We start from the raw sequence: 24,317 nt of genomic DNA, 5'->3' as shown, positions 1-24,317 counted from the left end.
AAATTACCATTACTTTATTAATCGTTTCTATATAATCTAAACTTATCTCCAAATTGTCTCATAAAATCTCTTAACTGTGGGCTATTCGATATATACTCACCCGATTTGGCTTCCCAAGCTTCTCCTGTCTTTGTGATGTAATCAACAATTCTGTTTCCATATCCTTTTGACCAATTTTTGCTAGTATTAAGTAATTCCCCAAGTTTGTCTTCAAATGCTTTCCAGGTTGCGTAAACAGGAATCTCCCCTGTCGGATCTACGTTACTTACAGGATTGTTACCAGCATAACTATAAAGGTTCATCGTTTGTGGGTCTTTATCCTTTATATAACTATGATCGTCCCTCGTCAAAAACCTCCCCAACGCCGGGCTGTAATACCTGCTCTTTAAATAATACAATCCCGTCTCAGTATCATAGTAATAACCGGCGTAGCGGAAGGGTGACTTTACCGATTCATCCTCGCAGATAGGAGTGCCCCATGGGTCGTAGTCATACATGTTTTCCTGATCTGTGTTTCCGTAGTCATCCGTCATTGATAAGCTGATGACATCACCCCGCAGGTTATCGTGCACTATATACAACTGCTGGTTATTCTTGAAGGCGATTAGTTTACCCAAGGGATAGTAGTAACAATAGGTACCATTGGGGCCGATTTCCCTGATTAAGTTCCCGGAGGCATCCCAGTTGTAGTTGGTTGTTCCTTGAGCGGTGACTTTATTTCTCCTGGTACCGTCGTGGTTGTAGGTATAGGTGGCCACAAGGCTTCCGTCGGATACCTTATTGACCCGGACGAGCTGATTCAAGGCGTTGTAGGTATAATTGAAGCTGCCGTCGCCGGTCATGTTGCCGTTTTGATCGTAGGTGAAGCCCGGACTCGTGATCTCGTTGATGTTGTTGTAGGCAAATGTCCTGTTTCCTTTGGTCGTGAGGTTGCCGGCGGCATCATATGTGTAATTCTGTTGAATTCCTCCGTGTGTCCAGGAGGCAAGCCTACCGTCAACATCATAGCTGAAACTGTGTGTGCCGTTCCACGAGCTGTAGCCGGAGATAGTACCGTCAGCATAGTAACCGTAGGAGTAACCGGATCGATAGGGAAAGTACTGATCCTGAATACTGCTGCACCAACCGTTGACCAGATAGTTGATTATTCTTTGGCTGGTGGCGTAATGCGGTTGGTGATTAACAATGTAGGACGGGTTGTACTCAACGTTAAAAACACGCCCTTGGTCATCTCGGCCATAGTAGATTATTGCACCGGGCAGGGATACTTTGTACATTTTATTGCCATTGTCATAGTTGTAGCGGCAACTGTAGTTGATGCCGGATTGGAGTGTAAGATTGCCGCTTTTATCCAGGGAGTAGTTAAGCTGATAGCCTAAGGGATCTGTTGTACCGGTTACTCTGTGTGCTCCGTCGTAGTTCCAGGAGCAACCGGCTCCGTTTTGATCTGTAACGCTGATCAGTTCTCCGGCTCCGTCATAGTAATAGTTATAGTATTTGCCATCACTTAGTGTAATTTTGCTCAGGCGGTTGGCGTTATCATATTCCAGGCTTTCGCTTTGGCCGTTGGGCAGGGCAATTCCCGTCAGGTTGCCGGATCTGTCATAGGTATAGGTGGCGCTCCGGTTCTGTGAATCGGTCAGGGCAGAAAGCCGGTTCAGGTTGTTTGGCCCGTAGAATGTGCTGTAGGTGTTGTCCGATGATGACGCGCTTCTGGGATCTCGTGTATAAATCAGGTTGCTTACGGGATCGTACTGGTAATAGGCTTTGCGATTTAAAGGATCTGTTACTCTGATGAGACGGTTCAGGGTGTCATAGTTAAACCAGGTAATATGATTTAGAGGATCGGCATGTCCTATCATGTTGCCGACGTTTGCATCGTATGCGTAAGCATTTTGAATACCCAGGGCATCTTCCGAGAGGGTCATGTAGTTTCCTCCGGTATAGCTGCCGGGATTGGTATAGTCGCTGGTCTTATCGTAAGTATATTGCATGCTGTTTATAGGTGTCAATTTCACGTCGTCGAAATAGGCTGTACCGCTGCCGTTTAGTATGCATTGGAGCCGGGCGTAATTGGCATTTGCAGGAGCGTTGGCCATACTTGCCATTCTTGTCCAGCCCTGAGTTCCGCTGATACAGGCGGTTTGTACGGAAGTCCCGGAGATCAGGTTGTTCGAGGCGTCATAGTAGTCGATCCGATAGCAGGCACCACTGCCGCTGACACCGCTGGTATTAATCATGCCGGATAAGGTTAGCGGCTCCCCTGCGTAGGTGGGAACGTCCTGATAGGTGGTTCCCGCCGCAGTCATTTTCAATGAGTAGGAACCTCCTCAGGAAAGGCTGCTGTTAACAGTAGCGGCACCTCCGGGAGTCCAGTAGTCCAAGGTGTCTTCAAAACTGCTGTTTTCCACGGAGTTGAATTGAGTTATGATATGATCTTGACTGCAACTGCCCTTGCACAGGAGCTGCACTCCGTCAAACCAGGCGGTACCGCTTGAATTGTTCAATCCCATGAAGACCTGCACATGATATAAAACGCCGTGGTAAGGTGGGCTAGTAGAACGATTCCTAATTAACATATCAATAAGCCAGTTTAATAATATAATTTCTACCAATAATTTAAATTATTTCAATATCATCCATTTTGTACTTCCAGCGGTAAACAGTAGGACAATCATTAATTTCTTTTATATATTTGTAAATTCTATCTTTTAATTCTTCTTTAGTTTTTACCCTAATAGCCCTCAGCATTGATTTAGCCATTTTGCCAAAAAATGATTCAATTAAGTTTAACCAGGATCCATGTTTTGGTGTAAAAACAAATTCAAAACGATTTGGGACAGTACTAAGATAAGCCCTTGTTTCTTTTGAAATATGAGCGGAGTGGTTGTCCAATATAATTACTATTTTCTCTATATCTTTGTAGTACTCACTTATCATTTTTAGAAACTCTACAAACTCAATACTACGATGGCGGTCTTCTACTTGAGCTAAGATATGACCTGTTACCAAATCAATACCGGCCATGAGACTAAGTGTACCATGGCGAACATATTCATAATCACGAGCAAGACATGAATACGTTCCAGGAGAAGGAGGAAGATCCGGAGCAATATTTTCTATAGCTTGAATACCGGGTTTTTCATCATATGATATATAAGCATACATTGATTGTTCATCATTTTTTGATACCATTTCAACTTCTTTATAGACATATAACACGTTAGCCATTTTTTGTTCAAATTCTGGATCCCTTTTTTCCAAGTAATATTTAATTTTATGTGGCTTAACATTGTTTGCTGAAAGTATTTTTGATACTGTACCTTTTGCTAGATTTTGCAGGGTTGGATGGCCATTTTCTACACAATGATTTCGTGCATGTTTGGCTAATAAATCTGTTGTCCATAATTCATAGCTATATCCAAATTCCTTAGGTTTTTGGCAAGCAAGAGAAACAAGCCACGCTTTATCTTCTTTGGTTATTGTATCCGGCCTGCCTGAACGAGGAAGATCATTGAGTGCTATATCTAAGCCAAATTGTAAAATTTTATCTATATGTCGTTCTACTTTTGCACGGTTAGTCTCTAATATTCTACCAATTGAAGCTATTGTTTCTCCTTGATGATACAAGAGAAACATTTTAGCCCGTTCAATATGACTCACACTTTCTGTTCTTGAATGTATAATTTTTTCTAATCTATTTATTTCTTCTGTTGTCAAATCTAATTTTGCTCTTTGACTTATGAATGGCATAGTTTGGTCTCCCCACCTGTTATGTATTATAGGAAATTATATACCATGCCGATTTGTGGTTCAATGATAATTAAGAATTGCTCTACTAGGGAGAAACGGTACTGTGGTCGGCAGGGTAATCGTGGTTCTCCCGGAACCGGTACATATAGCGTATACATATGCGTAGTTGCCGTAATCGTCATGGAAAAGAAGACCAGTTTTTAAGCCGCTACTGCTATTTTCTCCGAACGGTGTTTCGCCATCAGAGATGATGCCGCCTGTGACGTTGTTAAGCTGAACTTCTGCTCTTAATGTCAGTGTGTCTAAGTTAAAGTTACGTTATATTAGTTCCTCCTACATTGACTACTTCTTCAAATACTCCCGTAATACCGCAAGGCTTCTTCCGTAGCCGTAGGCATTTTCCAGGCCATAAATCGGCGATAAATTCAGTCTTAATGCTGCTTTATCAACCTTCTTTGCCAGCTTGCTAAACTCGCTGGGCTTGTTTTCGATGACAATTGCATCTAGTTTTTCATTCCAGCAATTCACCAGAACTGCGGTATGGGTGTCCTTATGTAAGTCCCTACCAACATAGAGGTAATTTTCTCTTCTCTGCATATCATCCCTTCTTTTGTCCTGCCATCCACATAAAGCCCGAGTACCGGCAACCTCAGATGATAGCCTTCGTTCTTAGAACGGGCAAGGGCGCGACAGCCTATCTACCGCAAGACTCACAGTTTCAAACAGGTTATTTGCTTTGGTGTGTGATGTTAACTCTGTTTGAAAACTATTGCAAGTCATTTCTGCGGTAAAGTGAAAATCATCAAATGCAGAAAAGAAAAAGCGGAGGATTTTCGTCCCCCCTTATACCCCCCTCTGGCGCAAATTTTACCATAGGACAGATTTCTTGTAAATCCATGGTTCATCATGAACCATGGATTTACAAGCCAGTTTACATGTTCATTATTGGCAATTCACAGAAGCTGCTCGTTACATTTTCATAAATATACTCGCCAGCGTTCAAATACTTAATGCTGTGAGCCACCGTGTGCCGCTGTGTCGCGTTTTAGTTACCGCCATAAGGTTGTTTCCACTTCAGAAAAAATGAATCCGGATTTGGCGGCTTTCTGCGAAAGAACCTTTCCCTTCAAAATACAGCCCCAAAATGTGTTTCGTCACCTCAATCACAAGGTGAACCATGGGGTCGAAAACTGTGCAGGTTAAAGGAGCGGAGTCACTGAGCTTCCCCGCTCCGGATCACACCGCCCCGCAATGCGGGTCGGTGGGCAATTTCCATCGGGGTCGAATTTACGGCCTTGGGGTCGCCATCGGGGTCATAAACTCTGGAAATCTACATTTGTCAAGGAACATAGCGGGGTCATTGATAACTCCTATGTTATTTAACCCAAGGTGGAATATATTCTTCCGCAGGAATAAAGTTAATATTTGAAAAACCATAGTCTCTTGCAAAATCAGCAAATCTCTCAGATACCACAATTGTGCCGGGCAGACCTACTGGAAAGAATATATCTTCACCACTCCAAGTGTTATCTTCAAAGAAAATGCCTTTTAGCGATTTAATTATTCCTCCTGTTCTACAATGATTACAACTGATTTCTCCGTCTCTTCTGATTTTTGATTTTTTTTCATCTATTACTGCTTTACTTCGAGCAATCGAGACATAATAATAACTGGGAGTTTCAGGAGACGAATCACGTTTTCTACTTACTTTAACTATTTCTACAGGTTCAAAAGATACTATTCCCGTAAGTCCAGTTGCTTCATATTCTTTCTTAAAACGCTCCGTTACAAGAAACGTTGTAAATGTGCCAAATACGAAATCCCCATAAGACGGTTTAGATAGCTTTGCTTTTAGTGGAGGCAGCCATTTCCTCATGCTAATCGGTGAACCACATATTTTACATTTTTCGTAATCACCTGTTTTTTGATCAACTTGCTCTCCATAAGCGTATTTTTTGTCATCAAAAAGATGCATGTTAACTACATAAAAATTCATAGATAGAACCTCCTACTTAATGTTAACGCCCGGAATTTTAGAGCTTATATTTGGCTGTTGATAAAGGTCATTCAAAAATTGTTTAAATTGTCCTGACGTGGCCGCTGGATTGTCTTGAAGCCACTTCACAGTTTCATTGTCAACATCTCTGTGCCATTGCTGATATCCTTTATGAGCGTCAGCATTTTGAGCACGATACTTAAATGCAGCATCTTCTCTTTTAAATACACCTTTTAGAGTAGGATGTTCATTTAATGCTTTCATTGTCTTATTAGAAAGTATGTGGTGCATCTGTCCTGTTGCCTTCCCCGCGCCCTTAATTCCTTTAATTATTCCAATTCCACCTGTAAATACTGCCCCTCCAGTAAAAGGACAATCTAGCCAAGCATCTGCCCAAGTTCGGGCTTCATTATAAACAGCATTACCTGCATTCCTTAAACCAGATTTAATATCATCTATCGTATTACCATCTGGGTCCACATAATTCACAGGATTATTCCCACAATAAGCATATAAATTAAGCGTCTGTGGGTCAGCATGATTTATAAAACTATGCGGGTCCCTCGTCAAAAACCTCCCCAACGCCGGGCTATAGTACCTGCTCTTCAGATAATACAATCCCGTCTCAGTATCATAGTAATAACCGGCATAGCGGAAGGGTAACTTTACCGATTCATCCTCACAGATAGGACTGCCCCATGGGTCGTAGTCATACCTGTTTTCCTGATCTGTGTTTCCGTAGTCATCCGTCGTTGATAAGCTGATGACATCGCCCCGCAGGTTATCATGCACTATATACAACTGATGGTTATTCTCGAAGGCGATTAGTTTGCCCGACACATAGTAGTAACAATAGGTACCATTGGGGCCGATTTCCCTGATTAAGTTCCCGGAGGCATCCCAGTTGTAGTTGGTTGTTCCTTGAGCGGTGACTTTATTTCTCCTGGTACCGTCGTGGTTGTAGGTATAGGTGGCCACAAGGCTTCCGTCGGATACCTTATTGACCCGGACGAGCTGATTCAAGGCGTTGTAGGTATAATTGAAGCTGCCGTCGCCGGTCATGTTGCCGTTTTGATCGTAGGTGAAGCCCGGACTCGTGATCTCGTTGATGTTGTTGTAGGCAAATGTCCTGTTTCCTTTGGTCGTAAGGTTGCCGGCAGCATCATATGTGTAATTTTGTTGGACTCCGCTGTGAAAAAGAGTTGGATGTGCAAGATGTGTTAGATGCGTATCATATTTTATGGAAAATAGAAGAATCATTTCGTATTATGAAAAGCACCCTGGAGGTCAGACCGGTTTTTCACTGGACTGAGCCTAGAATCAAAGGGCACTTTGTTATTTGCTTTCTCGCTTTCCTTCTGGAAAGAACGCTTGAGTTAAAGCTTAAAAATGCTAAAGAGGCGGTTTCTCCCGATCAAATCCAAGAAGCCCTTAATTCACTGGCCTTTGCAGAGATTGAGATTGAACAGAAGATGTTTTTCGTGAAAACTAAGGGAACGGACTTGAGCAACAAAATTTTACGGGCATTACGAATTATTTCTCCTAAAAATGTAATACCTGCAGATGAGTCGGTACTGTTGTAAAATTAGAAAAATCTTCTGTAGTGGCAAAATGACCACTTTTATTTTTATGTGTCTAGGTTTCATGCGGGTTCACGCCAGGCTAAATGATAAAGTTAGGAGCACAGACTCTAAATATGACTTTATTCCCTCAATAGCAGGGTAACCATGGGGTCGAAAACCGTTCAGGTTAAAGGCGGGTGCACCTTGTGGCGCACCCGCCGGTTCACAGAGGCCGGCAATGCCAACCGCTTAGCGACTTTGAGCAACCGATTATAGATTTTCTTAGGTGGCTGTAAACTGGGCAAGGTACACCTGTTAGGTGCTGTGATTACGCTATTTCAACCAAAACTCGCGCTTTATAAGCTGTCTGAAAGGTGCACTCTGCATTTGTCAAGGAGCATAGCGGGGTCATTCCTGGCCCTATGACTCATCAAATCCAAGCTCAGAGGGCCATACCAACCTAACCCCCCTTAGATTATTTTCTTCAATTATTTTTTTTACTTTTTCTGTAATAAAAACATACTTATAATACTCAGTAATTGTGAAGAAATCACTTCCGTCCCAACGCGCTTCGTCGACAATAATACCTATACCTTTTTTTATTGGCGAATATATCATACTACCGCAGTATTCACAATGTTCTTTAACATATATACCGGAATCAGGATGTGCTTTTCCAGCGCTGCCTGTTATAATAAGCTCCCATAGGTTAAAGTCAAGTTTTTTATTGCATACCTTAACAGGCTGCAACCTATACCCGGTTAAATTATTTGCCTTGAAAATTTCAGCAACATGGTCAGTTATTAGCCAATCACTATATACCGTTGAAACAAAATCCCCCATTTTAGGCTTCTTTATGTCAATCCAAAGATTAACATTTATATCTCGTACTCCTCTTTGATGTCCAGGATATTTTGGGCATTTGATTGAAATAAAGGGATCGAAATCATCGCTGTCACTATACCAAACGCTAGGATATTTATCGTCCTTTTCTAATTCGTAGAACATATTATCCCTCCTATTTTAAGCCAGAAGCTTTCATCATTTTATCTAATTGATTAAGAATTTGGTCTTGTCTTGCTTCTGGATATTGTTTAAAGAAATCATCCCATTGCTTATTCCAATTATTTGTACCTGTATGCAAACCATCGGGCTTAAGTCTATGATCAGCTTTATCCAAAGGTATCTTGTATTTTTCTATATCCAGTCCGGCTTTTTCAAATTGTTTCTTAAACTGCTGTGGTAACAAATGGTGTTGTTCAATAATTCCAGTCCTACCCGCACCCTTAAAAAACTTAAGAGCTCTTAATCCATCACCTACACTAATTCCCATTAATATATTCTGGAATACGTTACTATTAATAATCCTAGCTGTTGTGGTATTTTCTAAATAATCTGGGCCAACAACATATTCATAACAGGGTTCTTCATCCCAATGACCCGTTGGGTCAACAGTGCTCACAGGATTATTCCCACAATAAGCATATAAATTAAGTGTCTGGGGATCAGCATGATTTATAAAACTATGCAAGTCCCTCGTCAAAAACCTCCCCAACGCTGGGCTGTAATATCCCTAATGAAGTAATATTCGGTATTGATCTCCAGAGTCCCTTTTGGAGAAGGTGTTTCTAGAAATAGACAAAAAGGCGGTTCGGAAATTTCCGAACCGCCTTTTTAAAATGGATATTATTCAAAAACCACAAAGTGTTTGTTCTTACCTTCAAAAACAATAAACCTCCAGAATTCATCTTCCATGGAATCATCCGGGAATAATTCAAGACTAATTCCCGAATCAAGACACATTTTCAACCCACCAAATATATCAGCCGATATTTCGGTCACTATGATGTTTGTCTTAAGTCTTTTTTTGAACTCATTTACTTTCTCATCAAACCTATTTTCCCCTAATTTATCCCATACAAAATCATCATCGTCACTTATGCCAGTTCTCGTTAAGTAAAAATCTCCTGAAGCTACCATTATACTGCTTTCTGTAGCTAATCTCCAAGTACATTGAATGTTCAATGCATATTTGCCTTTGAGCCTTTTATAACCATTTCTGTCTAGTGAAACTACTTTTTTGCCAAAACTTAGCCATAAAAGGTTTCCCGCTCAATTAATGGTTGTCCCAGAAGCACACTTAATTCTTTTTCTATTCTTGCTTTTATATTGTTATCCAAAATCTCAATTCCCTTCTGAAATATCTCGAGCAATATTTTCAATTTCTTTATAGGTATAGTTCTCACCGGATATTCTGTCATACAGGGTTCTTTGTTGATCTTTATTTAATTTGTATTTTTTAGCAGCATCTCTTGCCTGTTTATTCTGAGCTTGATTGTTACCAGGAGTTCCTTTTCTTTGCTTATCATACATATCATTTGAACTTTTTTTAGCCCAAAACCAATCCAAAGCATGACATACAAATATAAATTGGCTGATGAGCAACCGCTATACCGGCGACTGAGGAGATACTGTCATTGACGGCACCATAATCCCATAAAACTCTTCCTGTATTGTCAAAAAACAATAGAAACCGTCCGGTACTTATATCCATATAAAAATAGCTGTTCCAATTATTAATTGTTAAAGGATTAAAACGTATCTCAATTGCGCCTTTATCTTTGTTTAATATTCCCACTGTGGGAATATTAAAATCTTCAGCGGCGTGAGAAGCCCCATTAATTTGATATGAAGTAGCATAAGCTTTTGCCTCTAATTGTGCCCGAGCAATTTCAATATATGTCCATGTGCCGGAAGGCTGAAAGATATCGACAGCGCGAATACAATTATCATTCATCACTGTCGTGTAGGTAGCGCTAGCACGCTTTAGACCACCGCCTAAATCTTCTATTGTCGCAGGTACTAAGTGATGTCCATTGTTAGTGAAAAAAGTAATGTATAGCCCTGTTATTGTTCCATCATGGTGAAAGTAAAAGCTTTCTGTATAAGTAGTTCCATTAACAATCATGAGTTATGCACTTGCAGTAAATTAGTGTAAAAATATTTCTAGAAAACACTCAAAAACTCTTGACATTTTCAAAATCACCCAATAATCGAAGTGAATGGTATTTTTAACCATTACATTATCAATACGGGTGATATTAAAAATGAACCTACAAAAACCGATCTTCGAAAACAAACAACATGGTCCTGGTGGAGGTATTCCATTATTAAAAAGTCTTTGGAAGAAATTTGACCTCTCATTGCTCTTTTTGCAGACAGGAATTGCCAAGCATTCCGGTGTTTCTGGCTGGTTGATGGCTCTCGCCTATATTTGTGGCATGATTGCTCAAAAGACCTCAGTAAATCAGAATGCAGATTTTGCTTCGGATTCTCCCATTTTGAAGGTTTTGTTGAAAGGGGAATCCATCAGTCAATCCGCTTTCAGTAGTTTTTTCTCGAAATCCTTTGAATGGCTCCAGTTTGCAGTTGGTCGTGTATAAAGGCTTCAGGAACACTCGGAATCCCAGTTATCGGCTGGGGATGTAATTGCTTTGGATGATACCAAAGTGGCTCACCCGTTTGGGAAAAAACTACCCTTTTTGTGCTAGCTGTTTGATAGTTCTACCCGAAATCATGTCTGGTGTATGAATTTAATTTCCACCTATACCGTTTTGAAAAATGGCCTGGAGTACCCACTCTTTTGGCGATTTTGGCCTAAAACCGAAAATCAGGATATCAAGCAAACCAAGCTGGAACTGGCTCGAAAAATGCTCCTGGATCTCCGCATTGCGGTGCGTAAACGATTAGAAATACGCAGATTATCAATTAATTGATTAAGTTGACAATACGATATCCAGGAACCAATATAGGCTACGGGCTCCGTAATTGAGGGGCAGGTAACTTGCTGCCACATTACCCTTATTTACGCCATTTAAATAACCATAACCTCCCACACCAGCTTGCAAAGTAACACCGCGAAGTTATACCCAACCAGCAACGGTTGTTAGAAGCATTGTAATAGTCGACACGGTAGTAAGCCCCATTGCCACTGATACGCCGGTAGGCGGCCCGTAACTTTCCAAATTAGTCTTTTTGTTACTTGTAACAATTCCAATTTTTTATTTTTTCTGCTCCGGTTTTACCTTATATGTCATCATTGTTCCATCATCGTTGATTTTCACGACCAGCCCATCGTCTTCGTCTTTCTTCCCCGAATCTGTGATATATGACGATAAATCAGGGGAGCGGTATCCTTCGGTGCTAGGACTGTCCCTTCCGGCAATAAGATCTTCCATTGTCAATGGCTCTGTACGGAAAGGTTCTTTGCGGCAAAAGGCATCTTCCCCCGGATGCTTTTTGATCCTTTCTTGTATTTCCAACATTTCCGGATTTATTTCCATGGGCTCATCTGAAGTTAAAAGTATGAATCGATCTCTAGCGAATTCCTCAACCTTACAGGGAGCGATTTGGATTACCTCTTTCCCAAACATCTCAACATAGGGCGGCCCATATAGCGTCATCCAAGTTATATGGCCCAGGCATGTTTCATGGCTAAGTCCTGGCTTATAGATAAAGTTTGAAATATGGCAGGCGTAACCATAAACCCCATTTGACCAAAGAAACAGTTTTTTTGCTAACTCTATGAATTTTTTAGTTCCGTTATTTTTTATAACGAACTCCCTGGACATTACAAGTCCAACGATATTAGAATTATCATTTTTCCAGCTTATGTCTCCACGTGTTTTCTGACCTTTCAACATAATACCGCCGTAAAGTTCCCCCACCCTTTCCGATTCCACCCACATTTTTTTGGCTTCCTCCATGGAAAATGGGGTTTTAATCGGTTCATATATTCCAATTTTATGAGAAAGATAGGCTGGATTAGCATCATTGAGCATCTGAAAAAACTCTTCTGCGAAATGTTCTTCTCCAAAAGTTTTATAACCATAAATCGTTAAATAAACGTCGTCAGATTTTTTACCTTTCATAATGATCCCCCCTATCTGTATTTTTCATATAAAAATCAAACCCCTTGAAACATATTTCGAGTTAAGTTCCATAATCTTCTTGAAACCAGTTCTCCCAACCAGGTGGGAATACAAAAATCGCAGGTGGTGCTTTCAAAGCTTCTTCGATATTGATCGGAATAAGCTTTCCATTAATCATTCTATATAAATTCCCGCGAGTATCTCGAAGATTCTCAAGAAAAACCCCCATGGGCCTTCGGCCCACAACAGAGTATGAAAATCTGATATATATGTTGCATAATATTAGCATCTAAACGATACTTAAGTTAAGCAGTGGAGTAATTCGGAGACTTACTAGTACAATGATTCCTTATTAACATATCAATATATTAATCAGTTAATTATAATCACGTAAATAGCTTTTAGTTTTAGATAATAGTTAATTCATCCATTTTATACTTCCAACGGTAAACTGTAGGACAATCATTTATTTCCTTAATATAGGTGTATATTCTTTCTTTAAGTTCTTCTTTGGATTTTACTCGGATTGCTCGAAGCATTGATTGAGCCATTTTACCAAAGAATGACTCGATTAAATTTAGCCATGAGCCATGTTTTGGGGTAAATACAAATTCAAATCGATTTGGAACAGTGTTCAGATATACCCTGGTTTCTTTAGAAATATGGGCTGAATGGTTATCCAGAATGATTTTGATTTTTTCCTTGTCCTTATAATGTTCGTCGGTAAGCTTCAAAAATTCAACAAATTCACTACTACGATGACGATCCTCTACAGTAGCAATAATATGCCCAGTTATCAAGTCAATTCCAGCCATTAGGCTGACAGTACCATGACGAACATATTCGTAATCACGACCAATGCAGGGGTATTTCCCAGGAGAAGGTGGTATGTCTGGTGCTTTATTTTCTATAGCCTGTATTCCTGGTTTTTCATCATAGGATAGAAAAGCATATATTGATCCGCTGGCTTTTTCAGAAACAATTTCAACTTCCTTGTAAACATACAGCACATTGGCCATTTTTTGTTCGAACTCCGGATCTCTTCGTTCTAAGTAATATTTGATTTTATGAGGTTTAACTTGATTTGCCGAAAGAATCTTTGAAACGGTACCGCGTGATAGATTTTTCAGAGATGGGTGCCCTTGTTCCTCACAATGTTCTCTTACATGCTTTGATAATAATGCAGTAGTCCATAATTCGTAGCTATACCCTAAGTCTTTGGGCTTCTGACATGCAAGAGATATGAGCCAGGTCTTAGCTTCTACCGTTATAGTCTCTGGTTTTCCGGGGCGTGGAAGATCGTTTAGGGCAATCTCAATACCAAATTCCAAGGCTTTGTTGATATGACGCTCAACCTTAGAGCGATTGGTTTTCAACTTTCGAGCAATTGAGGAAACCGTCTCTCCTTGATGGTATAAAAGAAATATTTTGGCACGTTCTACCCGGCTTATCCCTTCCGTGCGGGAATGAATGATTTTTTCTAAATTATTTACCTCTTCGGAAGTTAATTGCAATTGAGGTCGACGACTTTCAAACGGCATAGTATTTCCCCCTAACGTTTTATCTGTTAGGAGAATCTTATACTATATAGGTCCTAATTGCAATATTAATTAGGAATCGCACTACTAGTGGTTTAACCCTGAAAGAAAAACTGGTTGCAGCAACTTGAAGCACAACTGATAGTGCCTTGAGCACGTGAATTAAATTATCTTTTGATCGGTTGCTGTACCACTGCTTTATCTTAAGTGAAATGGGGATATATCATGCCAGAAAGCAAAACTCAGAAACCTAAAAAACAAAAGGCAAAGAAATTAGTTGAGCCAATAGAAATTGATAATGATGCATTATATGAAAACTGTGCTGGTTTAGACGTTCATCAGGAAACAGTCGTTATCTGCGTGCTTTTTGGTTCTATTGATAAGCGCCCCAAAAAAGTAGTTGAAACATTTAAAACTACGACAAGTGGATTATTAGATTTAGCTGATTTTCTACTATCGTATAATGTAACTCATGTAGCCATGGAAAGTACCTCCGTTTATTGGAAACCTGTTTGGAATGTTTTAGAGAACACTTTTTCACTTATTTTAGCAAATGCCCGGACAATCAAAAATGTTCCGGGACGTAAAACCGATGTTAAGGATGCCAGTTGGATTGCTAAATTATTACGCAATGGTTTAATCGAAGGCAGTTTTGTCCCCCCCTTGCCAATTCGCGATTTACGCGATTTAACCCGTTACAAAAGAAAACTACTTAATGATCTTGTTGCTGAAAAAAACCGGATACACAAGACTTTGCAAGATGCTAACATTAAATTGACAACATATATATCAGATATTTTTGGTGTTTCTAGGCGGAACCTGTTAGAAGCAATAATATGTGGTCAGGTTATCAAACCGGCAGATTTGGATGTTTTAATTAAAGGAAAACTTCGCAAAAAGATACCGGAAATCGTAGACGCACTTAACGGACGTTTACGCTTGCATCATCGTGAAATGTTACTTTATTCATGGGATCATATCCTGTACATAGAAAAGGTTATTGCAAACATTGAAGTAAAGATTCAACAAGAATTGGTTATTTATCAGGAAGCAATCGAACTTATTAAGTCATTATCGCTCATCAAGGACACTACTGCTGCTGTTATCATAGTAGAAATAGGCGTTGATATGACAGTGTTTCATTCTGACAAACATATTTCTTCATGGGCTGGTTTAAGTCCCGGAAATAATGAAAGTGCCGGTAAAAGAAAAAGCAGTCGAACAACCCAGGGAAATACAGCATTGAAAAGCATATTATGTCAATGTGCATGGGCCGCCTCAAGACAACGGGACAGTCGCTTAAATGCTTTGTTCTGGCGTATTACTAAAAATCAGGGTAAGAAAAAAGCTGTTATAGCTACTGCACATGAGATTCTTGTTATTGTTTACCATATGTTAAGCAGAGGAGTACCCTACAATGAACTCGGTAGAGATTACCTTGGCAAACATATAAATAATCAGGAGTCCAAAGCAGTTAAATATCTCACCCAAAAGGGTTATATAATTCAACCGCCAGAAGGTGAGTGCGCTTAGATTATACCCCACATTGGGATGTCCATAGTGCACCCAACAATGATTAAAATTACATTTTTTTCTAGCAAAAAGGGGGCACTTGTTGTGTCTCGGGTATTGTGTTGACAATTATGACCCTAAAATAATGAGATACTATGAAACCTTTTACTTAACCCGGGGGGGGGGTTACTTATATCAAAATACCATTACCCAAAAGTTGTACCGTACCCAAATCCCACGGATTTTCGAATTAAGGTTTTGAACACTTTGTTGTTTCATTAATGCGTTTCATATATGCCCTCGTTATCCAGAGTTCAAATACTTAACACCGTGTGCCCCTGTGTCGCGTTTTAGTTACCGCCATAAGGTGTGTTTTTGCCCCTTCGGCAAAAATGAAACCGGATTTGGCGGCTTTCTGCGAAAGGGTATTTCGAAACGTAGAGCAAAATGTTCTATGTCGCCGTAATTTACGAGTGAACCATGGGGTCGAAAACTGTGCAGGTTAAAGCGCCGGGGTCGCATAGCTTCCCCGGCACGGCTCACATCAGCCCGCAATGCGGGCTGAAAGCACATAAATATCGTGGTCGGATTTTCAGCAATGGGGTTGCAAACGGGGTCATACTTTGTGAATTGCCTCATTTTTCAAAGATTTCATAGGGGTCATTGCTGACCCCTATGGTTTTGACAATGGGGACATTAGGTTGTTAATAGTTGCTAATAATATAACAAATATTAAAAAGTATTTTAGATTGACTTAGTAACTTCATAAATTCTTTGTATTTCAATATCCCGCAGACTATTTCATGTTCTCCACCTTGATACCGGGCAAGAAACATAACAGTTCTATTTGGAGATTGTTTAATTAAGAATTTAATTATCTTTTCAAAGTCAGTCCTGTATTCTTCATATATAATTAGCGGAGTTAAATTATATTTAATGCTGTCATCAGCTACCCAGTATGGAATTTCTATGCTACCTTCGTCAGCTTCAAAATCAGAATCACAAATCGGAAATGCATTAACCATTCCATTTCTTTCTTTAACCAATGAGTACCAGATGCCTTTAGATTGCGTCATATATCTCCATATACTGTGATATCTCGCTATTTCATCATCTCTTTCATTCATCATCTGTATCAATGATGGGAATGGCAGCACACTTGGTTCTTCTTGATTCTGAACTAAAATATTTAAATCATATGACATATTTTACTCCTTTCTACCACTAGGGTAAAAAACCCTTGATATTTAAATCTGTCTTAAATGAGTTACCTTTAAATTGTGTTGAAACAATCTGTATTTGTCCATCAGGTGTTAAATAAACATCAGGATTGTTACCCATCTTTTTCATCTGATCTTTATAGGGCGAGTTTTTGCCTGTTAAATCTGACAGGATATCGCCTTTGATCTCTCTATGAAACTGTCCTTTCTTTAACCCATAATTTTTTTCTATTTGTGCAGGCGAATATTTTTTAAAATTCCCCACGCCCTTAATTCTTTTAATTATTCCAATTCCACCTGTAAATACTGCCCCTCCAGTAAAAGGACAATCTAGCCAAGCATCTGCCCAAGTTCGTGCTTCATTATAAACAGCATTACCTGCATTCCTTAAACCAGATTTAATATCATCTATCGTATTACCATCTGGGTCCACATAATTCACCGGATTATTCCCACAATAAGCATATAAATTAAGCGTCTGTGGATCAGCATGATTTATGAAACTATGATCATCCCTCGTCAAAAATCTCCCCAACGCCGGGCTATAGTACCTGCTCTTTAGATAATACAACCCCGTCTCCTCGTCATAGTAATAACCGGCATAGCGGAAGGGTAACTTTACCGATTCATCCTCGCAGATAGGAGTGCCCCATGGGTCGTAGTCATACCTGTTTTCCTGATCTGTGTTTCCGTAGTCATCCGTCATTGATAAGCTGATGACATCGCCCCGCAGGTTATCGTGCACTATATACAACTGATGGTTATTCTCGAAGGCGATTAGTTTGCCCAAGGCATAGTAGTAACAATAGGTACCATTAGGGCCGATTTCCCTGATTAAGTTCCCGGAGGCATCCCAGTTGTAGTTGGTTGTTCCTTGAGCGGTAACTTTATTTCTCCTGGTGCCGTCGTGGTTGTAGGTATAGGTGGCCACAAGGCTTCCGTCGGATACCTTATTAACCCGGACGAGCTGATTCAAGGGGTTGTAGGTATAATTGAAGCTGCCGTCGCCGGTCATGTTGCCGTTTTGATCGTAGGTGAAGCCCGGACTCGTGATCTCGTTGATGTTGTTGTAGGCAAATGTCCTGTTTCCTTTGGTCAGGAGGTTGCCGGCGGCATCATATGTGTAATTTTGTTGGACTCCGCTGTGTGTCCAGGAGGCAAGCCTTCCGTCAGCATCATAGCTGAAACTGTGTGTGCCGTTCCACGAGCTGTAACCGGAAATAGTACCGTCAGCATAGTAACCGTAGGAGTAACCGGTTCGATAGGGGAAGTATTGATCCTGGATACTGCTGCACCAGCCGTTGACCAGATAGTTGATTATTCTTTGGCTGGTGGCGTAATGCAGTTGGTGATTAACGGTGTAGGACGGGTTATACTCAACGTTAAAAACACGCCCTTGGTCATCTCGGCCATAGTAGATTATTGCACCGGGTAGATATAGTTTGTACATATTATTGCCACCGTCGTAATAGTAGTGGCAACTGTAATCAATACCAGATTCCAACTCAAGGTTGTTGCTTTTATCTAAGGAGTAGTTAAGCTGATAGCCGAAGGGATCTGTTGTACTCGTCACCCTATGTGCTCCGTCGTAGTTCCATGAACAGCCGGCTCCGTTTTGATCTGTAACGCTGATCAGTTCACCGGCTCCGTCATAGTAATAGTTATAGTATTTGCCATCACTTAGTATAATTCTGGTCAGACGGTTGGCGTTGTCATATTCCAGGCTCTCACTTTGGCCGTTGGGCAAGGCAATTCCCGTCAGGTTGCCGGATCTGTCATAGGTATAGGTAGCGCTCTGGTTCTGTGAATCGGTCAGGGCAGAAAGCCGGTTCAGGTTGTTTGGCCCGTAGAATGTGCTGTATGTGTTGTCCGATGACGACGCGCTCCTGGGGTCGCGTGTATAAATCAGGTTGCTTACGGGATCGTACTGGTAATAAGCCTTACGACTTAAGGGATCTGTTACTTGGATGAGACGGTTCAGAGCATCATAGTAATACCAGGTAATATGGTTTAGAGGATCGGCGTGTCCTACCGTGTTACCAACATTCGGATTGTAAGCGTATGCATTCTGAATACCCAGGGCATCTTCAGAAAGAGTCATGTAGTTTCCCCCGGTATAGCTGCCGGGATTACTATAGTCACTGGGCTTATCATAATTATATTGCATGCTGTTTATGGGTATCAACTTTACATCATCAAAATAGACCGTACCGTTGCCGTTTAGGATGCACTGGATTCGGGCGTGGTTGGCATTTGCGGGGGCATTGGCCATACTTGCCATTCTTGTCCAGCCCTGAGTTCCGCTGATATAGCCAGTTTGTACGGAAGCCCCGGAGATAAGGTTGTTCGAGGCATCATAGTAGTCGATCCGATAGCAGGCACCACTGCCGCTGATACCGCTGGTGTTGATCATGCCGGATAAGGTTAGCGGCTCTCCAGCGTAGGTGGGAACATCCTGGTAGGTGGTTCCCGCCGCAGTCATTTTCAATGAGTAGGAACCCCCCCAGGAAAAGCTGCTGTTAACAGTAGCGGCACCTCCGGGGATCCAATTGTTCAAGCTGCCTTCAAAACTGTTGTTTTCCACGGAGTTGAATTGAGTTATGATATGCTCTTGACTACCGTTGCACTTGCACAGGAGTTGCACTCCGTCAAGCCAGGCGGTACCGCTTGAATTGTTCAATCCCATAAAGACCTGCACATGATATAGCAGGCCGTGGTAGGGCGGATTAGGGAGAAACGGTACTGTGGTCGGCAGGGTAATCGTGGTTCTACCGGAACCGGTACATACTGTGTACACATATGCATAGTTGCCGTAATCGTCATGGAACAGAAAGCCAATTTTTAAGCCGCTGCTGCTATCTTCTCCAAATGGTTCTTCACCATCAGAACTAATGCCGCCTGTGACGTTGTTAAGTTTAACCTCTGCTCTCAATGTTAGTGCATCTGAGTTAAAGCTAGTGTTATTTATATCCTGTCTAAAATAACAGTGTGGTGTAGTGGTATTGCTGATTTTGAGCGAGTAGTTGCCATGTGGATGGAAAGAATTATCAAGGCTCACAGTGGCGCTCCCGTTCATGTCCCAGTTGGCGGGTAGGTTGCCATTAGTGCCAACCATCTCCATGCTGCCGTTTAAGATTAGATTGTGGTATCCCAATACATCAGGGTTATATTGGATGATATTACCACGCTGGTCGTAACTATAGCTGCTTGATACCTTTTCGTTAGGATCGGATGTGGAGAGCAGGTTTCCTTCGCTGCTGTATTTGTAATTGATTTCTCGGCCGTTATTGTTGTTATAGTTGCTGTTGTCCTTTCTCGTCAGAAGCTCACTGTTGCTATTGTAGGTCATAGTCTCGACGATATTGTTCGCAGGGTTGCTGTCCACGGTAATCGTCTTCTGGATCATATTGCCCATGTTGTCATACTGATAGCTTGTTGTGCCTTTGGTGTCTTGAGCTTGGGTGAGGTTGTTGTTCGTCCAGGTATAGCTCCAGGTATTGCCAATTCCATCCTGTTTTTTGATAAGGTTTCCGGTACTGGTATTATGATAGTAGGTGTTTGTCCTGCTGCCTGGGTCGGTGATAGTGGTGACCATTGTGTTGCCCTGAAGGGAGTGGCTAAAGGTTGTTGTATAGACATCCTGGCCGTTGGTTCGGGCGTCGTTATAACTCAGCAACTGGCCGCCGGAGTTTATATTGAAAGTCGTTACTCTGTTCAAGGGATCGGTAAAGGAAGCCAGGTGCCCGTTAGCATCATAGCTTAGCACATAGGTATTGTTGGCCGGGTCGGTCACTGAGGTCAAGTTGTTCTGGTAGCCGAACTGGTAGGCATGGCCTCCAGGGTCAATCACATTAACGATACGACCTACAGGATCGTAGGTGTAGGTAATTGGCCGCCCTGAAGCATCGATCACCTGGTACAGCCGACCGCTGGAGTCGTAGCTAAAGGTAGTAATGTTGTTATTTCTGTCGATGAACTGATATGGTTTGTTATTGATGTATTTAAATATATTTTTGTATTTGTCCTGGATGGTAAAGTTACCTGAGCCGTTCTTGATCAAAGAAAGGTAGATTCCAAGCGGGGCGGTGTACCCCCCGCTCCCGTTCAGGGTGAAGGTGTAAGAACTACCGTCGCCTTTAGTATAGGTAACACTTCCGTCCTGGTTCTCGAATATTCCTGTAAAATTGCCTAACATCCAGGTTTTGTTGGTAAGTGAATTATAGATGATGTTTTCACCGGTGCTGATGCCTCTACCCGGTATGGAAAATAACTGCTTGCTAAGCACAAGATTCCGGTTCCAGGTGTTTACTGAGGCGTTCCAGCCCCCACCTAGGTTCATTCCGGCGTAGTGCCAGTAGGACTCAATGCCGGCACCCGTCTGATCGGTAGCATAATAGCTTACGGCTCCGTCAAAACTCAGTTTGCAGGTGGTGTATGCATCCACGGGCAGGGACTGGTTGCTCTGGTAGGCGGCTAGGGCTTCGGTAGCGGTGCGGGCGCGGTTGGAGATGCGCAGGTCGTCAATGATGCCGTTTGCCTGGGATCCATAATAGAGCGTGCTGTTATTGATATAGCTCCTGCAGCCGATGCCCATTACGGGCGGCAGGACCCCTACAGTTTCCATATATGGGGCAGAGCCAGCCAACTGGCCATTACAGTATAAATTCAAAGTTGAGCCATTACCAGTTGCCATAATATTGTAATAAGTACCCGAGGATAGTGTGAATGTTGACACTATGCCATAAGTGTACATTGTTCCACTTGCCTTAGAGCATACCACGAGATCGAGGGTTCCACCGTAATTGGGATCGACACATAACATGTATATTTCCTGACTGGAAGGATTGTATCCATACCATAATATCTGAGAACTACCTGTTATTTTAGTTGGTTTATAAGTTAGTTCTACAGACCAGTTACCCTTGGTGAACACGTTCGCAGTCGGTATGGATAAGATTTCTCCCGAACGGGTGGTACCGCCGGTGATCCATGAGGTGACACAGCTTTTCTGTTCGAGCTGGAGTCCGTCTAGATAATAAGTAACAGCATTCGTTGTGTTATTTCTACGGGCAATCATAAAAACAGCGGTTTTGCCGGTTGGAATGCTTACTGTTACACTAAATCGTTGCCATGAAGTTGTTAATGTTCCGGTGACAGTTGCCAATTGTGTCAAATCACTTGCATACAATGCGAATAAGAAAGGTTCTCCACCGTTTGCACCTTTTGCGTATAACGAAGCGGTATAGGCCTGTCCTGCTGTTACTGCCCAGCCCGTGCCCTGCGCTCCTTTCCATATATTTACGCCATTATAAGAATTTCCGCCCGATGCACAGCTAGCTTGAATGGAAGCGGCTCCCTCCCATGCCTGTGAAGTAATCTTTGATACTGTTACACCTGTTCCATCAGCAACACAGCCTGGATCCAGCGAGGTTTCAATATTGCTTTGGTTAACGGTTAAAAGATTAGTTGTTCCTTCTTCTACTAAGATTCCCTGGTTGAACCTGGCTTGCTCATACCGGGGAACACCGTTCCCCACTTGAATGCCTTCCATGTTGTAAGCTATTGATGCACGGTAAAAGCCAGCATCAAAAATGTAAATACTGGGGTCTATAATTACAGGGTAGATGGCGTTTTTAAGCCAGTCTGGATCTATTGATACCTTGAGTATCCCATCTTTGCTAATCTCATAACTAAGATCGCAGCTCTTGTGGCCAGATAGTTGGTAAAAAGCAGGCAGATTCTTGGATGTACTATTTTTACCATCAGAGTTATTAAACTCCGGCAGATGATAGATGTCATTGTTAGCAGCATTGTCGATGGCAAACGGCCTGGGCATATAGAAGAGTGTCTGACCTGATGTGGGATCACAGAAAAGAATGGTTGAGTCCGGTGTTATTTTGTAAACAGCATTGTTTACGCTTAATTGAAAATAAAAGTCGGTCTGTCCGGTATATTTTTTAATAATGAGTTCTTCCTTGAGATTATTCGGCTCTACTGTGTATTTCAGATCTGTGGCAGGGTAAATCTCCTGATAAGAGATGCTGTTTTTATGGATGCTGCCGGAAGTGGCGGCTGAATTACGTGGGTTTAGCATCAAATCTGCATTCTTGTATGAAAACCGCAAAAGGTTATTGCCCGTCTTGTGTGAAAAGCCAACAGTAAAATGGCCGGATTTATTTTGGATGGGCAAAGATGCATCCAGGCTAATATCTGTTGAATATACACTTGAGGCAACGCTTGCACTACTCAAATCTTGGGATGTTAAATCTTCTTGGTTGTTATATACAGAACTGGCAACGCTGGAACTGCTCCTGTTTGAGCTTACCGCCGAATCGGAATCAATGAGGTTTAGGTCGTCTTCGTTTATACCATCTTTAAATTCGGTGATTGCTAAAGTATTGGTAAGACTTGCTGATGCAGCAGATGGAGCATTAGTACTTGAATCGGCAATGTCAGAACAATTATTGTTTCCATAAACAGAATTGTCAACGCTATAGTTATTGCTGTTTTGGTTTAATGTTGATAGATTTAAGACATCTGGATTTCTAATCATCTTTGGCATATGAATGACCTGCTGCATATGGATGTCGCCTGACTGGTAAACATACTCGCCGGTTGATTGAAATGTGTTCGGGATTTCGGAATAGTTTATCACCTTATTGATGTAATCAGGATTATCCGAGTATACTCTTTCAGTCAGAGCTTTTTGAGAATTAAAGGGTGTAAACATCAATGAGTCGCTTGTGAATATTTTTTGCTCAACATAAACATCTCCGGTGACACTATTATTTTGTGCGGAAGTTTCCATTTCTGACTGATTGGTCATATTGTCACTTGGAGATTCGTTGTTTGAGTTCCCTGAGGCAATTGATGTCTGTGAGTTATTCGGTAGGCTCATAGCTTTTGCATTATTTGTGATATAGTAATTCGGGATAAAACCGGTATTTGAAATTAGCAGCATTATTATTGTTAAGACACAACAGATGCATTTCTTAATCCTTGAAGAAGGTTTTGGTATATAATATTTTCCCCCCAATTTTAGACCCCCTAACATGTTTTTCCTACAATGAAATATTTGTGTTAACTTTTTTAAAACTTCTTTTTTATCTGCTACGTAAATTTTCAACTATTTATTCAATATCACCCCTCTTATCAATTAATTTGTACATTTTTTATATCTAACTTTTAGGAGAAATTTTATTATTTCATTCCTAAAAGTAAAATTAATTTCTCTGAATGTATCATGAACTTACTTAATTGTTTTTATCCGTTGATTAATCATCTATTGCTATTTAATAAAATTCTTCAATCAGAATCGGCAAAATCCTGCAATATAACTTACATAATTTAACGATAATAGTTGATATTATTCGACATAAGATATATTAACAAAATTCTTAAAATATTTAATATATAGATATTTTGATGATTCATGTCAAAATACTAATCTATTATATTGGACCAATAACACCTTATGTTCAGGAGTTTACCGGTGCTTAAAACAAATATCCAGTCACCGCTAATTGGGATGCATCAAATGCGGGGCCTGCCAAAAAACTGCATGGAATAACGGACGATGGACTGGAATGTCTTCTAATTTGGATTAACACGCTGGAGGACTATCATCATTCATTGGGATTATTTCTGGTTTTTATCAAAAACACAGTGTTAAATAGAGAGAATCGCGGTTAATAAATTAGGCACAATTGAGTATGATAAAAATTAATTCCGGAGCAGGTTTTAAAGGCTTCTAAGCGTCGCTTATAGCCTGACACTGCTCCGGAATCTCATTAATTCGTAACTTA

17 protein-coding genes and 3 pseudogenes are annotated in these 24,317 nt (G+C 41.1%); 4 read left to right on the top strand and 16 right to left on the bottom strand.

Annotation, left to right across the window (positions count from 1 at the left end; translation table 11 throughout):
• Window positions 1-17: 17 nt before the first annotated feature.
• From DTOX_RS00755 to DTOX_RS21865, 6 genes and pseudogenes are all read right to left on the bottom strand, one after another.
• Window positions 18-2,309 (bottom strand): RHS repeat-associated core domain-containing protein, encoded by a 2,292-nt coding sequence (locus DTOX_RS00755; RefSeq protein WP_242652591.1) that lies wholly within the window; start codon window positions 2,307-2,309, stop codon window positions 18-20.
• A 21-nt stretch (window positions 2,310-2,330) separates the two neighbouring features.
• On the bottom strand, window positions 2,331-2,513 hold the full coding sequence (locus DTOX_RS23965) for a hypothetical protein (protein WP_042315208.1): 183 nt from the start codon (window positions 2,511-2,513) through the stop codon (window positions 2,331-2,333).
• Window positions 2,514-2,619: 106 nt separating this feature from the next.
• Window positions 2,620-3,753, bottom strand: coding sequence for an IS630 family transposase (locus tag DTOX_RS00745; RefSeq protein WP_012813557.1), 1,134 nt, complete (start codon window positions 3,751-3,753; stop codon window positions 2,620-2,622).
• A gap of 366 nt (window positions 3,754-4,119) precedes the next feature.
• Window positions 4,120-4,350 (bottom strand): annotated as a pseudogene (locus DTOX_RS00740) (IS110 family RNA-guided transposase); the annotation flags it as partial.
• Window positions 4,351-5,128: 778 nt separating this feature from the next.
• A complete protein-coding gene (locus tag DTOX_RS23810; protein ID WP_012813555.1) occupies window positions 5,129-5,749 on the bottom strand; it encodes an imm11 family protein in 621 nt (206 codons plus the stop codon).
• A gap of 12 nt (window positions 5,750-5,761) precedes the next feature.
• Window positions 5,762-7,009: an RHS repeat-associated core domain-containing protein gene (locus tag DTOX_RS21865; protein ID WP_083773332.1), complete on the bottom strand. Its 1,248-nt coding sequence runs from the start codon at window positions 7,007-7,009 to the stop codon at window positions 5,762-5,764.
• Between DTOX_RS21865 and DTOX_RS00720 the strand changes: the two are divergent.
• Window positions 6,967-7,332: pseudogene (locus tag DTOX_RS00720) on the top strand (IS1634 family transposase); the annotation flags it as partial. The gene DTOX_RS21865 and the pseudogene DTOX_RS00720 overlap by 43 nt on opposite strands.
• 399 nt (window positions 7,333-7,731) lie before the next feature.
• On the opposite strand, the gene DTOX_RS00715 reads toward DTOX_RS00720, so the two are convergent.
• From DTOX_RS00715 to DTOX_RS00695, 6 genes and pseudogenes are all read right to left on the bottom strand, one after another.
• Window positions 7,732-8,319: a hypothetical protein gene (locus DTOX_RS00715; RefSeq protein WP_012813554.1), complete on the bottom strand. Its 588-nt coding sequence runs from the start codon at window positions 8,317-8,319 to the stop codon at window positions 7,732-7,734.
• A gap of 10 nt (window positions 8,320-8,329) precedes the next feature.
• Window positions 8,330-8,773: a DUF2380 domain-containing protein gene (locus DTOX_RS24640; RefSeq protein ID WP_340140014.1), complete on the bottom strand. Its 444-nt coding sequence runs from the start codon at window positions 8,771-8,773 to the stop codon at window positions 8,330-8,332.
• A pseudogene (locus DTOX_RS24635) lies at window positions 8,759-8,869 on the bottom strand (RHS repeat-associated core domain-containing protein); the annotation flags it as partial. The pseudogene DTOX_RS24635 and the gene DTOX_RS24640, both read right to left, overlap by 15 nt.
• A 128-nt stretch (window positions 8,870-8,997) precedes the next feature.
• A complete protein-coding gene (locus DTOX_RS00705; protein WP_052292887.1) occupies window positions 8,998-9,291 on the bottom strand; it encodes a hypothetical protein in 294 nt (97 codons plus the stop codon).
• Between the two features lie 204 nt (window positions 9,292-9,495).
• Entirely contained in the window at window positions 9,496-9,684 is a 189-nt protein-coding gene (locus DTOX_RS00700; protein WP_012813552.1) for a hypothetical protein, read from the bottom strand.
• 16 nt (window positions 9,685-9,700) lie between these two features.
• Complete coding sequence (locus DTOX_RS00695) at window positions 9,701-10,279, bottom strand: phage head spike fiber domain-containing protein (protein WP_012813551.1); 579 nt, start codon at window positions 10,277-10,279, stop codon at window positions 9,701-9,703.
• A gap of 139 nt (window positions 10,280-10,418) precedes the next feature.
• Between DTOX_RS00695 and DTOX_RS00690 the strand changes: the two genes are divergently transcribed.
• Window positions 10,419-10,754, top strand: coding sequence for a hypothetical protein (locus DTOX_RS00690; protein WP_042315201.1), 336 nt, complete (start codon window positions 10,419-10,421; stop codon window positions 10,752-10,754).
• 144 nt (window positions 10,755-10,898) lie between these two features.
• Window positions 10,899-11,087, top strand: a complete 189-nt coding sequence (locus DTOX_RS00685; RefSeq protein ID WP_042315197.1) for a hypothetical protein — start codon at window positions 10,899-10,901, stop codon at window positions 11,085-11,087.
• A 285-nt stretch (window positions 11,088-11,372) separates the two neighbouring features.
• On the opposite strand, the gene DTOX_RS00680 is transcribed toward DTOX_RS00685, so the two are convergent.
• Both DTOX_RS00680 and DTOX_RS00675 read right to left on the bottom strand, forming a co-directional pair.
• The gene (locus DTOX_RS00680; RefSeq protein ID WP_012813550.1) at window positions 11,373-12,242 is read right to left on the bottom strand and encodes a hypothetical protein; all 870 of its coding nucleotides are present in this window, start codon (window positions 12,240-12,242) and stop codon (window positions 11,373-11,375) included.
• A gap of 407 nt (window positions 12,243-12,649) precedes the next feature.
• Window positions 12,650-13,783 carry an IS630 family transposase gene (locus DTOX_RS00675; RefSeq protein ID WP_012813549.1) on the bottom strand — a complete coding sequence of 378 codons (1,134 nt, stop codon included), beginning with the start codon at window positions 13,781-13,783 and terminating at the stop codon, window positions 12,650-12,652.
• 222 nt (window positions 13,784-14,005) lie between these two features.
• Here DTOX_RS00675 and DTOX_RS00670 point away from each other — a divergent pair, with 222 nt between their 5' ends.
• A complete protein-coding gene (locus DTOX_RS00670; RefSeq protein ID WP_012813548.1) occupies window positions 14,006-15,313 on the top strand; it encodes an IS110 family RNA-guided transposase in 1,308 nt (435 codons plus the stop codon).
• Between the two features lie 683 nt (window positions 15,314-15,996).
• Here DTOX_RS00670 and DTOX_RS00665 read toward each other — a convergent pair.
• Together DTOX_RS00665 and DTOX_RS00660 are read right to left on the bottom strand one after the other, a co-directional pair.
• Complete coding sequence (locus DTOX_RS00665) at window positions 15,997-16,497, bottom strand: hypothetical protein (RefSeq protein ID WP_012813547.1); 501 nt, start codon at window positions 16,495-16,497, stop codon at window positions 15,997-15,999.
• A 19-nt stretch (window positions 16,498-16,516) separates the two neighbouring features.
• Window positions 16,517-23,548, bottom strand: a complete 7,032-nt coding sequence (locus DTOX_RS00660) for an RHS repeat-associated core domain-containing protein (protein WP_042315195.1) — start codon at window positions 23,546-23,548, stop codon at window positions 16,517-16,519.
• Window positions 23,549-24,317: the final 769 nt, after the last annotated feature.

The sequence above is a fragment of the Desulfofarcimen acetoxidans DSM 771 genome (assembly GCF_000024205.1).
GTDB classification, from domain to species: Bacteria; Bacillota; Desulfotomaculia; order Desulfotomaculales; family Desulfofarciminaceae; genus Desulfofarcimen; species Desulfofarcimen acetoxidans.
Note: the sequence above shows the minus strand (reverse complement) of the source record. Positions and strands in the feature narration are given on the sequence as shown.

Coding starts and splice junctions, on each gene's coding strand:
- DTOX_RS00755 (WP_242652591.1), bottom strand. CDS start 2,309: ATGACTGCGGCGGGAACCACCTATCAGGACGTTCCCACCTACGCAGGG.
- DTOX_RS23965 (WP_042315208.1), bottom strand. CDS start 2,513: ATGGGATTGAACAATTCAAGCGGTACCGCCTGGTTTGACGGAGTGCAG.
- DTOX_RS00745 (WP_012813557.1), bottom strand. CDS start 3,753: ATGCCATTCATAAGTCAAAGAGCAAAATTAGATTTGACAACAGAAGAA.
- DTOX_RS23810 (WP_012813555.1), bottom strand. CDS start 5,749: ATGAATTTTTATGTAGTTAACATGCATCTTTTTGATGACAAAAAATAC.
- DTOX_RS21865 (WP_083773332.1), bottom strand. CDS start 7,009: ATGATTCTTCTATTTTCCATAAAATATGATACGCATCTAACACATCTT.
- DTOX_RS00715 (WP_012813554.1), bottom strand. CDS start 8,319: ATGTTCTACGAATTAGAAAAGGACGATAAATATCCTAGCGTTTGGTAT.
- DTOX_RS00705 (WP_052292887.1), bottom strand. CDS start 9,291: ATGGTAGCTTCAGGAGATTTTTACTTAACGAGAACTGGCATAAGTGAC.
- DTOX_RS00700 (WP_012813552.1), bottom strand. CDS start 9,684: ATGTATGATAAGCAAAGAAAAGGAACTCCTGGTAACAATCAAGCTCAG.
- DTOX_RS00695 (WP_012813551.1), bottom strand. CDS start 10,279: ATGATTGTTAATGGAACTACTTATACAGAAAGCTTTTACTTTCACCAT.
- DTOX_RS00690 (WP_042315201.1), top strand. CDS start 10,419: ATGAACCTACAAAAACCGATCTTCGAAAACAAACAACATGGTCCTGGT.
- DTOX_RS00685 (WP_042315197.1), top strand. CDS start 10,899: ATGAATTTAATTTCCACCTATACCGTTTTGAAAAATGGCCTGGAGTAC.
- DTOX_RS00680 (WP_012813550.1), bottom strand. CDS start 12,242: ATGAAAGGTAAAAAATCTGACGACGTTTATTTAACGATTTATGGTTAT.
- DTOX_RS00675 (WP_012813549.1), bottom strand. CDS start 13,783: ATGCCGTTTGAAAGTCGTCGACCTCAATTGCAATTAACTTCCGAAGAG.
- DTOX_RS00670 (WP_012813548.1), top strand. CDS start 14,006: ATGCCAGAAAGCAAAACTCAGAAACCTAAAAAACAAAAGGCAAAGAAA.
- DTOX_RS00665 (WP_012813547.1), bottom strand. CDS start 16,497: ATGTCATATGATTTAAATATTTTAGTTCAGAATCAAGAAGAACCAAGT.